Annotated in this window: 12 protein-coding genes; 8 read left to right on the top strand and 4 right to left on the bottom strand. The window is 44.3% G+C overall.

The window, feature by feature from the left end; genetic code table 11:
* The 3 genes from MHN30_RS04615 to MHN30_RS04605 all read right to left on the bottom strand — a co-directional run bounded on the left by MHN30_RS04615 (position 1) and on the right by MHN30_RS04605 (position 1,576).
* Positions 1-579 carry a glutathione S-transferase family protein gene (locus tag MHN30_RS04615; protein WP_017217044.1) on the bottom strand — a complete coding sequence of 193 codons (579 nt, stop codon included), beginning with the start codon at positions 577-579 and terminating at the stop codon, positions 1-3.
* Positions 580-678: 99 nt separating this feature from the next.
* Positions 679-960: a peptidylprolyl isomerase gene (locus MHN30_RS04610; RefSeq protein ID WP_010377362.1), complete on the bottom strand. Its 282-nt coding sequence runs from the start codon at positions 958-960 to the stop codon at positions 679-681.
* Between the two features lie 64 nt (positions 961-1,024).
* Positions 1,025-1,576 (bottom strand): glutathione peroxidase, encoded by a 552-nt coding sequence (locus MHN30_RS04605; RefSeq protein WP_026000907.1) that lies wholly within the window; start codon positions 1,574-1,576, stop codon positions 1,025-1,027.
* A 67-nt stretch (positions 1,577-1,643) separates the two neighbouring features.
* Here MHN30_RS04605 and MHN30_RS04600 point away from each other — a divergent pair, with 67 nt between their 5' ends.
* The 3 genes from MHN30_RS04600 to MHN30_RS04590 all read left to right on the top strand — a co-directional run bounded on the left by MHN30_RS04600 (position 1,644) and on the right by MHN30_RS04590 (position 5,540).
* On the top strand, positions 1,644-2,132 hold the full coding sequence (locus MHN30_RS04600) for a GNAT family N-acetyltransferase (protein ID WP_130164786.1): 489 nt from the start codon (positions 1,644-1,646) through the stop codon (positions 2,130-2,132).
* A gap of 149 nt (positions 2,133-2,281) precedes the next feature.
* Positions 2,282-4,249, top strand: coding sequence for a hybrid sensor histidine kinase/response regulator (locus tag MHN30_RS04595; RefSeq protein WP_130164785.1), 1,968 nt, complete (start codon positions 2,282-2,284; stop codon positions 4,247-4,249).
* 157 nt (positions 4,250-4,406) lie between these two features.
* Positions 4,407-5,540, top strand: coding sequence for a response regulator (locus MHN30_RS04590; RefSeq protein WP_045988582.1), 1,134 nt, complete (start codon positions 4,407-4,409; stop codon positions 5,538-5,540).
* A 141-nt stretch (positions 5,541-5,681) separates the two neighbouring features.
* Here the strand turns inward: MHN30_RS04590 and queG are convergent, their stop codons facing one another.
* Positions 5,682-6,815 (bottom strand): tRNA epoxyqueuosine(34) reductase QueG, encoded by a 1,134-nt coding sequence (gene queG, locus MHN30_RS04585; RefSeq protein ID WP_010377373.1) that lies wholly within the window; start codon positions 6,813-6,815, stop codon positions 5,682-5,684.
* Positions 6,816-6,826: 11 nt separating this feature from the next.
* Between queG and MHN30_RS04580 the strand changes: the two genes are divergently transcribed.
* The 5 genes from MHN30_RS04580 to miaA all read left to right on the top strand — a co-directional run bounded on the left by MHN30_RS04580 (position 6,827) and on the right by miaA (position 12,983).
* The gene (locus MHN30_RS04580; protein ID WP_239358671.1) at positions 6,827-8,311 is read left to right on the top strand and encodes an NAD(P)H-hydrate dehydratase; all 1,485 of its coding nucleotides are present in this window, start codon (positions 6,827-6,829) and stop codon (positions 8,309-8,311) included.
* The gene (gene tsaE / locus MHN30_RS04575) at positions 8,308-8,781 is read left to right on the top strand and encodes a tRNA (adenosine(37)-N6)-threonylcarbamoyltransferase complex ATPase subunit type 1 TsaE (RefSeq protein WP_010605655.1); all 474 of its coding nucleotides are present in this window, start codon (positions 8,308-8,310) and stop codon (positions 8,779-8,781) included. The genes MHN30_RS04580 and tsaE overlap by 4 nt, the downstream gene beginning before the upstream one ends.
* Positions 8,774-10,117 (top strand): N-acetylmuramoyl-L-alanine amidase, encoded by a 1,344-nt coding sequence (locus MHN30_RS04570; protein ID WP_239358669.1) that lies wholly within the window; start codon positions 8,774-8,776, stop codon positions 10,115-10,117. The genes tsaE and MHN30_RS04570 overlap by 8 nt, the downstream gene beginning before the upstream one ends.
* 3 nt (positions 10,118-10,120) lie before the next feature.
* Positions 10,121-11,986, top strand: a complete 1,866-nt coding sequence (gene mutL / locus MHN30_RS04565) for a DNA mismatch repair endonuclease MutL (protein WP_239358667.1) — start codon at positions 10,121-10,123, stop codon at positions 11,984-11,986.
* 106 nt (positions 11,987-12,092) lie between these two features.
* Positions 12,093-12,983: a tRNA (adenosine(37)-N6)-dimethylallyltransferase MiaA gene (miaA, locus tag MHN30_RS04560; RefSeq protein ID WP_239358928.1), complete on the top strand. Its 891-nt coding sequence runs from the start codon at positions 12,093-12,095 to the stop codon at positions 12,981-12,983.
* The last annotated feature ends 45 nt before the right edge of the window (positions 12,984-13,028 follow it).

The following is a 13,028-nucleotide window of genomic DNA, read 5'->3' as shown; positions in this document are numbered from 1 at the left end:
TCAATTTCGTGGATCAGTTTGCTGGGCGATTGCTTGGCTTTGCCAACGGTCATGAAATGCCATCAGGTTGGTGTAATCGCTCAGGTCGACGAGCTCTCTAAATAGAACCCAATCAATAAGGCAGTATAAACTGATTTGGAGATAATCACAGTGTAAAAACTCTTCTGTCACACACTCTTCATTGAGATAGTGCAGGGTATGGCCAATTCGTTCCCGCTGTAGATTAAAAAACAGTTTATCTTGTTCAATATCAAAACCAGAGCGCTTGCTAAGTAACAGTTCCACCAAAGAATCATTACAGGCATTGATAAGGATCAGCCAATTTTCTTGATCCCAACTGGGAAATGGAAGTTGATGTTTTTCACGGAGATAGCGAACAATCAGGTTGGAATCACAAATAAGTTGTGCATCGTCTATTAAAAATGGGATCTTACGGGCAGGATTATGGCGAATAAGTTCGTCATGGCCTGCTTCAGAAAATATATCTATATGCTGGTAGCTCATTGGGAGCTGTTTAGCCGCGGCCCACATTCTAATTCGACGGGCGTATGGACTGGTGTTCGAACCGATAAGTTTCATGCCATCATTCCTTCAACTAAGTAACTTTCGCTCATTCTGTAAATGTAGCGAGTTGGTATTAAGGAATGATGGCGAAGTGATTAACTTTTCGCAAGCGAATTAATCGCTACGACTGGTTACCTCAAGCAAGTGAAAACCAAACTGCGTTTGCACTGGCCCTTGTACTTGATTGATTGGGGCTGAAAAAACCACTTTATCGAATTCAGGCACCATCATGCCTGGTCCGAACTCACCTAGCGCACCACCATCTTGGCCCGACGGGCAATTGGAGTACTGCTTTGCGATTTCTGCGAAATCTTCCCCTGCTGCAATGCGTTCTTTGAGCTCCATGCATTGCGCTTCACTATCTACTAGGATGTGTCTTGCACTAGCGATTGCCATAATTTCTCCGATGATTATTTATTATTCATACTTTATTCTAATCTAGGTACGTTAAAAAATCAGCTTATCTAGGCAAGAGTTTTTCAATTTCGCTAGTGAGTTCGTCAGACATAGGTTTAGTGCGGCTGTTAAAGCGCTTAATTGTTTTCCGATCAGCTGACACTAAGTATTTGTAAAAATTCCAATTTGGAGAGCTTGTTACTTCGTTTAAATGTTGGAAAATGGGGTTGGCATCCGAGCCTCGAACTTCCGATGTCGCAAACATATTGAAGGTTACACCGTAGTTGATAAAGCATACTTTTGCAGTTTCCTTTTCGTCGTCTTCTTCTTGGAAAAAGTCATCAGAGGGAAAACCAAGTACAACAAGGCCTTTATCTTGATATTTTTGATGTAGTTGCTCAAGCCCTTCAAACTGACCTGTAAATCCACAGTTACTGGCTGTATTTACGATGAGAAGCGGTTTGTCTTTAAATTCACATAGATTAAGTGAGTCATCAGAGCGCAGTTTTCGCAGCTCAACATTGGTAAAATCATCACAGCTGGATGTCTTTGCATACGCGTTACTCGAGATTAGGAAACCGAGCGCTAAGCTCAGAATCGAAAGACTTTTTATCATCAGTGCTTTCCTTTTATTTATGTTATCTCTTATGATACGAAAATATTCGTTACCTTGATCAGCTTTCATGAATATTAGACTCGCTAAACCGCATGACCTTTGCGCCATTGTTGCCATTTACAACGAAACGATACCGAGCCGCCAAGTCACTGCGGATACGGAGCCCGTAAGCGTAGCACAAAAGCAAAGTTGGTTCGCCGCACATACGCAAAATCGCCCAATTTATGTGGTAGAGCAGGCGGGTGAGGTGATTGCATGGATAAGCTTTAGCAGCTTTTATGGACGTCCTGCCTACGATGGTACGGCTGAGGTGAGTATCTATCTTGCAAAAGCGGCACAAGGCCAAGGGTTAGGTAGTAAACTCATGGATTTTGCAGAGCAGCAAGCGCCGACCCTGTTTATTACAACGTTACTTGGCTTTATTTTTTCTCATAATCTCCCCAGTATCCGCTTGTTTGAAAAACACGGTTATAAAAAGTGGGGAGAGCTGCCTAACATCGCGGTCATGGATGGTAATCACTATAGCTTGACGATTTTGGGCAAGTCTCTCGCATAGCATTATACGCCGTTGGTCTTTGCTGTTTGAATTTTTTCGCTGCGAGAATTAGACCGCGGCGTCAAACATATCAAAATAGTGCTATTTTTTAGCGTCTTGTGATTCTTCTACTAAACTGGATCTCAGAATTATCGGTAAAGGATCTGGTTATGGCGAATCGAGTGCTGATTATTGACAGCAGCAGTGTGCAAGCGATGCGAGTAAAGGTATTATTTGAGTTACTCGGTGGTGAGGTAGAGCATGTGCATTACCGGAGTCTAGAAGCAAATCTCGATTTTGATAAGTTTGATGTTGTTGTTATTGCTCATGGGGTGCCAGCCAGTAAGCTCCAAGCGTTATATCAACTGAGGAATCATGATAAGTTAGTGTTGCTGGCACCTAAACCCGATAATGCCGAGCACTTAAAATCTTTCAGTGAAATCAACCGCGCCTTGCCAAATGGCATTGTTATCTACCCCTTCTTTGCTAATAAAGATATTACTGGCTTACTTGAACGCCTACTGGAAATTGGTTCTACTAATACCTTAGTGCTGCCCAAAGTGTTGCTGGTTGACCATCATACGCCTCGCCTAGAGACCTTAGCTAACGGCCTACGCGGAGCACAGCTTGCGGTGACGACCGCGACGACGCTTGATGAAGCGATGCAAGTTGCCGAGCGACATCCTGTTGATCTCCTTATTTGTGACTTTAATCTAGAAAAAGACACAGGCTTAGATGTGTTTAATAAAGTTCGTCAAGTGCACCACAATTGCCGCTGCTTATTGATGACTTCTCGGGTTAATCAAGTGGATATGTTAGAAGCCGTGCGTCAAGGGGTAGAAGACATTCTGATTAAACCGTTTGATGAGAGCGATTTATTACAAAGCCTACATAAATTATGGCAAACAGAGCTCTTAAGACGTCATAACCAAGAGTTGGTTGAGCGCCTCCAAGATACGGTCGATGCCTTGATTGAACGCGACAGTCTGCTGCGCGTGATTTATAAACATACTCCGGATCCGATTATGCTGTTCAACCGTCAAGGCCATATTATTGAAGCAAATGACGCGTGTTGCGAATTGTTTGAGCTAACGGAAGAAGAGCTACAGCCACTCTCTATTTTTGAGCTATTTGATGAAATATCCGTGTCGCAATTACGCGATTTGATGAAGCATGTTGGTATGTTAAAGCACTTTAACTGTGAGCTGAGTCTGCCAAAAGCGGGTGAGCGCAGCATTCCTTTGATGGGAACGTTTAACGAAATCGATCATCACGGCGATATGGCATTTGCGGTCATTTTTAAAAATGTCTCAAAGCTTAAAGAGCAACAAGAAGTGCTAGAAGAAACCAAAGAGTTACTAGAGTTTGAAGTGCAAGCTCGAACGGCACAGTTACAAAAAGCCAAAGAAGCGGCGGAAGCGGCCAACCTATCTAAATCTGAATTTCTAGCCAATATGTCCCATGAATTGCGCACACCAATGCACTCTATATTAAGTTTTGCACGTTTCGGTTTAGATAAGCTAACGGCTCCTGAAGTACCGACGGACAAGCTCAAAAAGTATTTATCTCGTATCGAAACCAGTGGAGAACGTCTATTGGTACTGCTTAACAATCTACTTGATTTATCAAAGTTAGACGCAGGCCGCTTTCCATTTAATCCAAGCTTTCACAACCTGGTGAATGTGATCCAAAGCGGTATTGAAGATGTATCGGGGACTGCGCTTGAGAAAAAGATAAAGATCCGCTTTGAAAAGCCAGCTCAAGGCGTGATGACCTTTTGCGATCCGGAGCAAATGAATCAAGTGATCAGAAACCTATTGGGCAACGCGCTCAAGTTTAGCCCTGAAGGCAGTGAGGTGAGTGTACTGTTAAGCTGTAAAGATCAAGATATTCATATCAAGATTGCCGATCAAGGGGTTGGTATTCCGGATGACGAATTGGAACAGATTTTTGCCAAGTTTGTGCAAAGTAGTAAAACAGACAGTGGTGCCGGCGGCACGGGTTTAGGTCTTGCTATTTGTAAGGAATTTATTTTACTGCATAAAGGGCAGATTTACGCCGAGAATAATCCTGAGGGTGGTGCATGTATCAATGTGAGTCTGCCGTTAACAGAGCATCTTGAGAGTAATGCGGTGTAATGGTTGTAATTGGAAAGGCGTTGAGTAAGCGTCTATAAATAATAATAGAGCTTGTATTAATATAATCTGATTGGGAGCTGTTGAAGCACTGGTCTTAAGTTACCGTATTTTCCCCACAGTGCCTTTCCCATTGTGAACCGACGAAGGATATTCATTTATGGCTTTACGCAGAATCTTAGCAGTTGACGACGAACCATTTAATCTAGAAATCATTGAAGAGATTTTAGAAGACTTAGACTTTGAGTTAAAAACCGTTGAAAGCGGTCATGAATGTCTAGCTGTAGTCGAAGACTTTGACCCTCAAGTAATTTTACTTGATGTAAGCATGCCAAAAATGAGCGGTTATGAGGTATGTAAGGCAATTAAAGCCAATCCAAACACACAGCATATTATCGTTATGTTCGTGTCTGCAAGAGGCTCTGTTGAAGAGCGCATGGAAGGCTACTCAGTGGGTGCTGAAGATTATATTGTTAAGCCGTTTGGCCAAGGTGAGTTAAAAGCCAAGCTCACGCACTTGAATCAAATGCTACTAGAAAAAGATATTCTGGCTCAGCAAATTGAAGATGCAACCTCCACGGCATTTAGCGCCATGGCTAATAGCAGTGAAATGGGGCAAATCGTTACCTACATTGAGCAAATCGGTGAGATAGAAACAATCCCGCGACTGGCGGAAGCTTTATGTCAGTGTTTAAAGGGACTGGGACTTAATTGTAATGTTGAAGTTCGGCTTGAGGGACAAAAACATCACTTTGCAACTACGGGGATTTGCTCACCTATCGTCATTGAATTATTTGAAATCTTACACACCAAAGGGCGATTACATGAATTTACTAACCGCATATTGGTTAACTATCCATTTTTGAGTATTTTGATCCTCAATATGCCGGGAGACGATCCAGATAAACACGGAAGATTGCGGGATCATATTTGCTTTATTGCCAGCGTAACGGAGCAACAGTTAATTGCCATTTCCACTAAACGCAAGCTGGTACAGCAACACGAGGACCTGGAAGAAGCGATAAAAATGGTGCAAGGTAAGTTTAACAGCATGGTGTCGCTGCTTGATAAAAATCGTCAAGAAAATGAAAAAGTGTTCCGCTCATTACAAGAGTTATTTGAAGAGCGCATTCCGACAATGGGCCTAGACGAAGATCAGGAGATGTTTATCTATCAAAACGTCGATAAAGCGATTCAAAGCTCAGTCGCAAGGGAAGAAAGTGTGCGAGAGGTGAAAACCGCTTTCCATGATATTGAAGAAGACTTAAAACTACTCTCGCGACGCTCAGAATAAACCCTACTTCCAATACCGCCGTAGGTCGCGCTTTAGCGCGACTTCTTTAGCTTTTATAGCGCAGCTTTTTTATCGTGATTCTCTCAACTCATTTGACCGTAGGTCGTGCTTTAGCGCGACTTCTTTATCGCGACAAATCAGCTAAGCGTCTCGTGGCAAGCCCTTTTCAATAATGCGGATCAGCCTTGCTTTTTTGCGTTCATGTTGGTCTGACTTTTGTCTTTGTTGTTCCAGCGCCCAGTCGATATGCTCGATAACAAGGGGAGTGGCACTTTGGCGCTTATCTTCCAGTGCTATAACGATAGCTTCATCGTATTGTGCATTGCCAAGGCCAACGGCTAAGTTTCGTAGCCAACGTTCATGTCCAATCCGGCGAATGGGGCTGCCTTCGGTGTTTTTCAAAAATGTTGCTTCATCCCAAGCAAATAAGCTCAACAATTGCTGATCTTTAAGTTGAGTCCGCGGCAAAAAGTCGGCTTCTTCCGTTATTTGACCATAGCGATTCCATGGGCAGACTAACTGGCAATCATCACAACCGTATATCCGATTGCCCATTTTTGCTCTAAATTCCTCTGGAATTGCGCCTTGAAGCTCTATGGTGAGATAAGAAATACAGCGTCTCGCATCAACGACATAAGGTTCTACGATGGCGCCGGTAGGGCATAAAGTTAGGCAGGCGGTACAACGGCCACAACCTTCTTCTTGGTTTGGTTTATCAATGGGAAGAGGAATATCAACAAACAGCTCACCCAAGAAAAACCAAGATCCCGCCTGCTTATTAATCACTAGACTGTTTTTTCCACGCCAGCCAAGTCCTGCTTTTTCTGCAATTTGTCGCTCTAGTACCGGGGCTGAGTCGACAAAAGGGCGAAACCCTAACGTGCCGACTTCTTGCTCAATCTTTTGTCCGAGCTGCTTTAGCTTGTTGCGCATTACCTTATGATAGTCTCGACCTAATGCATAACGAGAGATGTAGGCTGTGGTTTTATTACCAAGCGCTCTGGCAAAGCTGGCATCGGGTGGCAGATAGTTCATTTTCACCGAAATAATACGTTGAGTGCCAGGAACCAGTTCTGCGGGGCGGGCACGCTTCATTCCATGCGCCGCCATGTAAGCCATTTCACCATGATAGCCTGCGTCTAACCAGCGCTGAAGTTGCGCTTCATGCTCGCGTAAATCAATGTCGGTTATACCGACTTCTGCAAAGCCAAGTTCTTGGCCCCATTGCTTAATTTGTGCTGCAAGTTCACTATAATTGATATTATCGGTCGTCACGGGAAGAAATAATGGCTAATGAATACACGGACAATTTACCACAATTTGCTTATTCAGCCCAACAAGTGCAGCAATATGAAGCAAAAGCCGCAAAGTTATCAGGCACAGATCTAAGTACTTTAATGAAGCGAGCAGGGACTGCTGCATTTCGCTTTATTGAAAACAGCCAGCCAAAATCCAGCCATATCTTTGTTATCACAGGTAAAGGTAATAACGCGGGAGACGGTTTTGTCGTTGCTCAATTATGTCAGCAGGCCGGATTTTCCGTCACCGTATTCGCGTTATTTGCACCTGAAAGCTTAACGGGCGATGCGCAGCAGGCATTTTCTCAATATCAAGGCGCATTGGCTTTTTCGTTGAACGAGGTAGAGTTAAGCCAGTTTACGGTGGTGGTTGATGGTGTGTTCGGCACCGGTTTTAGAGGTGAGCTGCCTGACCATGTTTGCCTTTGTTTTGACAAAATAAATAAACTGCCAATTACTAGGTTGGCACTTGATGTACCGAGCGGTATAAATGCCACAACAGGAGAAGTTGCGGCCAGTGCATTTTTAGCTACCAAAACCATCACCTTTATCGCGTTAAAACAGGGCTTACTTAGCGGCTCAGCAAAGCGTTTCGTGGGAACGTTATTGTTAGCCGATTTGGATGTTGGTGAAGCATTCAAAACCCTAGTAATGCCAACATCTAATTACTTAAATCATGAAACCTTCATGGCAGCAAGGCCGCAGCGAGTACTAGATAGCTATAAAAATGCCCATGGTCATGTGTTACTTATTGGCGGTAATCGTGGCATGGCTGGGGCAATTCGATTGGCAGCAGAAGCCGCTCTGCGAGCAGGAGCTGGCCTTGTATCGGTCGCTACTCATCCTGATAATATCGCAAGCGTCTTACAGGGGCGCTTTGAATTAATGGTGCACGGTGTCGAGAGTGCGAATGAGTTATCGCCACTGATGAAAAAAGCCAGTGTTATAGTGCTTGGTCCCGGGCTTGCTCAAGACGCTTGGGCAAAATCACTTTTTAATTGTGCGATGGCAACTGAATTGTCGATGGTTGTGGATGCTGATGGGCTCAATTGTTTAGCGCATGCACCGAGGCAAAAATCAAACTGGGTGTTAACGCCTCACCTAGGTGAAGCAAGGCGGTTATTGAGTCACTTAGAGACACCGCTAAATGAACATGACCGCTTCGCGGTGGCTAAAGAAATTAGCCATGAATATGGCGCTGTTACGGTACTAAAAGGGCCGGGCAGTTTGATATCTGAAGGTGAGCGAATAAATATTAATCGTTCAGGCTGTGCGGGAATGGCGAGTGCTGGGATGGGCGATGTTTTATCTGGTATCATAGGCGGTTTAATTGCCCAAGGGATGGAAGCATTTGCTGCAACAAACCTAGCCGTGTATATTCATGGTTTAGCTGCCGAGCAGGCCGCCAATGATGGCGAAAAAGGTATGTTGGCCGGGGATTTATTCGAACATATTCGAGGTGTTTTAGGGTGACGACAGGTCATATGAAATTCGATTTGGCTGATGAGCCAGCAACAGTTGCTATGGGTAATAAAATTGCCAATGTTATTCGTCAAGGTGCGGTACTATTTTTACACGGTGATTTAGGCGCGGGTAAAACCACGCTCACTCGCGGGATCGTGCAAAGCCTTGGCCATTCAGGTAAGGTAAAAAGTCCAACTTATACCTTAGTTGAACCTTATGAACTGGATGATGTCTCAATATATCATTTTGATTTATATCGATTAGGTTCGCCTGAAGAGCTCGAATACATGGGGATCCGGGATTACTTTGCAAGTAATGCTATCTGTGTTGTTGAGTGGCCTGAAAAAGGTGAAGGCTTTATTCCAAACCCAGATATAGACGTCACAATGCAGTATGCTGGTGATGGCCGTCAAATTACACTTGAGGCCAAGTCTAGCCGCGGCGAGGCACTATTAAAACAATTACAAGATTATGCGTAATCAGCCGACTATTAGTTATATTTTCATTTTTATCTGCATGCTCTTAACGAGCATGCACAGCATCGCCCAAAACGCCATCGAAAGTGTGCGTGTTTGGCCCTCCCCAGAAAGCACTCGTATTGTTTTTGATATGAGCGATAAGCCGGATTACAGCTATTTTGTGCTGAAAAATCCACTGCGCTTGGTGATCGACCTTGAAAACACCAAGCAACAAAAAGACTTTCCGAGTGTTCCTGACGAACATCGAGTTGTAAACAAGGTGCGCCACAGCAAACCAAAAAACAGCAATTCTGCACGGATTGTTGTGGAGCTAAGTCGTAGCGCTACGCCAAAAATCTTTGCGTTAGCACCAACCGGTCCATATAAAAACCGACTAGTTGTTGATTTGTATGGTAAGCAGATGAGTGCTTATGACGATACAAAAACTGCCATACCACGAAAAACACTGGCGCAAGACAGAGATATTGTCATCGCCATCGATGCCGGTCATGGCGGTGAAGATCCGGGTTCTATTGGACCTTCAGGTACTTATGAAAAGCTCGTAACCATTCAAATTGCGAAGCGTTTAGCACGCTTAGTAGATAGCCAGCCGGGGATGAGCGCAAAGCTTATTCGTACTGGCGATTATTACCTCAAGTTGAATACGAGAACCGCAAGAGCGCGTGAAAGAAAAGCGGATTTCTTTGTGTCTATTCACGCAGATGCCTTCACCAGCCCTCAACCACGCGGTGCGTCGGTCTGGGTGTTATCACTGCGCAGAGCAAATTCTGAAATAGGTAAGTGGCTAGAAGACAAAGAAAAACACTCACAGTTATTGGGAGGGGCTGCCGATTTAATTAAAGATACGGCCAACGAAAAATATTTAGCCAAGGCGCTACTTGATATGTCGATGGAACATTCGATGAAAACCGGGTTTCAGGTCGCAGAAGAAGTCGTCAAAGAGCTGAAAAAAGTGGCAAAAATGCACAAAAGCAGACCGCAAGCTGCAAACTTTGGGGTACTAAAGTCACCAGATATACCTTCGATCCTAGTGGAAACCGGGTTTATTTCAAACCCTCAAGAAGAAAAACTATTAATGTCTCCGCATTATCAAGAGCGTTTAGCTCGGGCTATTTTTAGTTCGATCAAGGGCTATTATGAAAAAAACCCACCAGATAACTCGCTATTTGCGCGTATGCAATCCAATAAGCCGGTAACGCATAAAGTAAAAAGTGGCGAGTCATTGAGTGTGCTGGCTAGCCGTTATGGCATTACGGTCAGTGAATTGAAAAAAGCAAATAACCTGAAAAACAATACCTTGTTTATTGGGCAAGTCTTAACTATTCCAAAAGCGTAAATGATGACGATAGAAATACTTCCAGCTCGGTTAGCCAACCAAATCGCTGCCGGTGAGGTGGTGGAGCGGCCAGCGTCCGTTGTGAAAGAGCTGGTGGAAAATAGTATTGATGCTGGTGCGACGCGCATTCAAATAGATATTGAGCGTGGAGGACACAAGCTTATTCGGATCCGTGATAATGGTATTGGCATTGTTAAAGACGAGCTGATGTTGGCGCTGTCTCGCCACGCGACAAGTAAACTGAAAAGCTTGGATGATCTGGAGTGTATTGCTTCGCTGGGCTTTCGAGGTGAGGCGCTGGCATCCATCAGTTCAGTATCGCGACTGACTCTGAGCTCTAAACCTCAAGCGCAAGAAACTGCTTGGCAGGCTTTCGCCGAAGGGCGAGATATGGCTGTGCAGGTTCAACCTACCGCGCACCCAGACGGTACCACCATTGAAGTCAAAGATCTGTTTTTCAACACGCCTGCGCGCAGGAAATTTCTACGTACTGAAAAAACTGAGTTTAGCCATATCGATGAGCTGGTTAAGCGTATTGCATTGAGTCGTTTTGATGTTGCCATCACGCTCACTCATAACCAAAAGGTGGTTCGCCAATATCGCCCTCGCACTATTGAAAAAGGGGTTGAGCGAGTTGCGCAAGTTGGTGGCAAAGCATTCTTACAGCAAGCAAGCTTTATTGACTCAGGGCATGAGGGACTGAGGTTATTCGGTTGGGTGTTACCTGCGGGGGTGAACAACGGCACACAATATACCTACGTAAACGGTCGTATGATGCGAGATAAGCTCATCTTGCATGCGATTCGCCAAGCATTTGATGAATCAATCGGGCATGAAGAGCTTCCCGGTTTTGTCATATATCTTGAGTTAGATCCGAGACAAGTTGACGTTAATGTCCACCCCGCGAAACACGAAGTTCGCTTTCATCAAGCGCGCTTGGTTCACGACTTTATTGTACAAGCAATAAAGCAGGTCGCGACGGAGCAAATTGATTTACCTTGTGCAAGCGAGACCGAGACTCAAGCACCTGATACCGCATCGCCATTATTTATGCCTCAAGAACAGGTAGATGAAGCCTATCATCAAAGTTACCGTTCAACCTTACAGCCCGAAACGCAAGCACAGGCCTATTCGGCTCCAAGTACCTTCGGTGAATGCTCGGAGGCATCAAGATCTGCCTCAGGTAGTGGTCGAAGTAACTATGGCAGTGCAACGGGTGGTGGCAAAAAGCAGGTGAATGTAAACCAGCTCTATCAAGGGCTATCACATCAACAGATGCAGCACTTCGATCAAATTGAAGAAGCTGCATTACCGTCAAATGAAGTAAGTAGCATCCCGATATCCGCCAGTAAATCTAGCTGGATGTTGTTGCCGCAAGGCAAAGTCATGCTTGAGCAAGATAATCAGTTGTTGTTTGGTGATTGTAGGCAAGGGCTGTTGCCATATTGGCAAATGCAAATTGAGCAAGATGGCACATTGCAAGGCAAAGCGCTGCTGTTACCCGTGCGCATCAAGTTAGATAAAGCCGCACTGGAAGCATTGCAGCAGCGTGAAACTTGGTTGGCAATTTTAGGGTTTGCGATTGAAATTTTTGATGGCCATATCTTAGTTAAAAAATTACCAGTGTCGCTCTATAGCATAGATGTTGGTGAAATTTCTAAGCAGATGATGGAACCAAGCTCAGATGCTGAACTCCAAGATTGGTTACAGTGGCTAGAAGTCTCGACACCCAGCAGCTATTTCGATAGCCAGCATTTTGATTTAGTTAAAGAAAAATTACTTTCAAAAGCCTCATGTTTGGCTCGTATTCATAAAAGTGCGGTTACAATTGATGCCCAGAAGTTAGTCAGTTTTTTAAGTTCGCAGTAATTCGTGCCTAAGTAGGTATTAATTACCATGTACTATCAGCTATAATACGAGATTAGTGCAGTTTATTAGTAGGTTAGATGTGAACAAGTTACCTGTCATTACCCTAATGGGACCGACAGCAGCGGGCAAAACCGCATTGGCCATAGAGTTATGCCAAGCGTTAAATACCGAAATCATCAGTGTAGACTCAGCGTTAGTGTACAAAGGGATGGATATTGGTACGGCGAAGCCGAACGCACAAGAGCAAGCACAGGCACCACATCACCTAATTGATATTATTGATCCGGCACAAAGCTATTCGGTTGCTGAGTTTCGTGCTGATGCTATTAAACTAATTGATGATTTTCATCAGAGTGGCAAGGTGCCAATTTTAGTCGGCGGCACGATGATGTACTTTAAAGGCTTGATTGAAGGCCTGTCGCCATTACCAGAGGCTGATGCTGAAATCAGAGCGGTATTGGAGCGCGAAGCCGAACAAAAGGGTTGGCCTGCGCTGCATCAACAGTTAAAAGAGATTGACCCAGAAGCTGCGGCTAAAATCAGCGAAAACGATTCGCAACGCATTAACCGCGCTTTGGAAGTTTATCGCATTAGTGGTAAAACGATGACTCAATTGCAGCAAAGCAAACAGGATGCATTGCCGTATCAGTTTCATCAATTTGCGATTGCGCCAAATGACCGAAAAGTCTTACATGAACGTATAGAGAAAAGATTTAAAATAATGTTGGATGAAGGCTTTAAAAATGAAGTTTTGGCCTTATATCAACGTAAAGATTTACACCCTGATTTGCCTTCTATTCGCTGTGTCGGATATCGGCAAATGTGGGAGTATTTAGCTGGCGAGTGCGATTATAACGAAATGGTTTTCAAAGGCGTCGCAGCGACCAGACAACTGGCGAAGCGGCAATTAACTTGGCTGAGGGGGTGGCAAGATGTGACTTGGCTTGACACCGATAGTCAAGAAAACTTGCAACGTGTTCTAACTTCGCTAAGCTAATAGTAGTTGTTAAATCAGCGTGTTCTGATTAAATCAACGACCTGA

The organism is Pseudoalteromonas sp. OF7H-1 (assembly GCF_022347825.1).
In the GTDB taxonomy this organism is placed as follows: Bacteria; Pseudomonadota; Gammaproteobacteria; order Enterobacterales; family Alteromonadaceae; genus Pseudoalteromonas; species Pseudoalteromonas maricaloris.
This window is presented reverse-complemented; position numbering and strand designations above follow the sequence as displayed.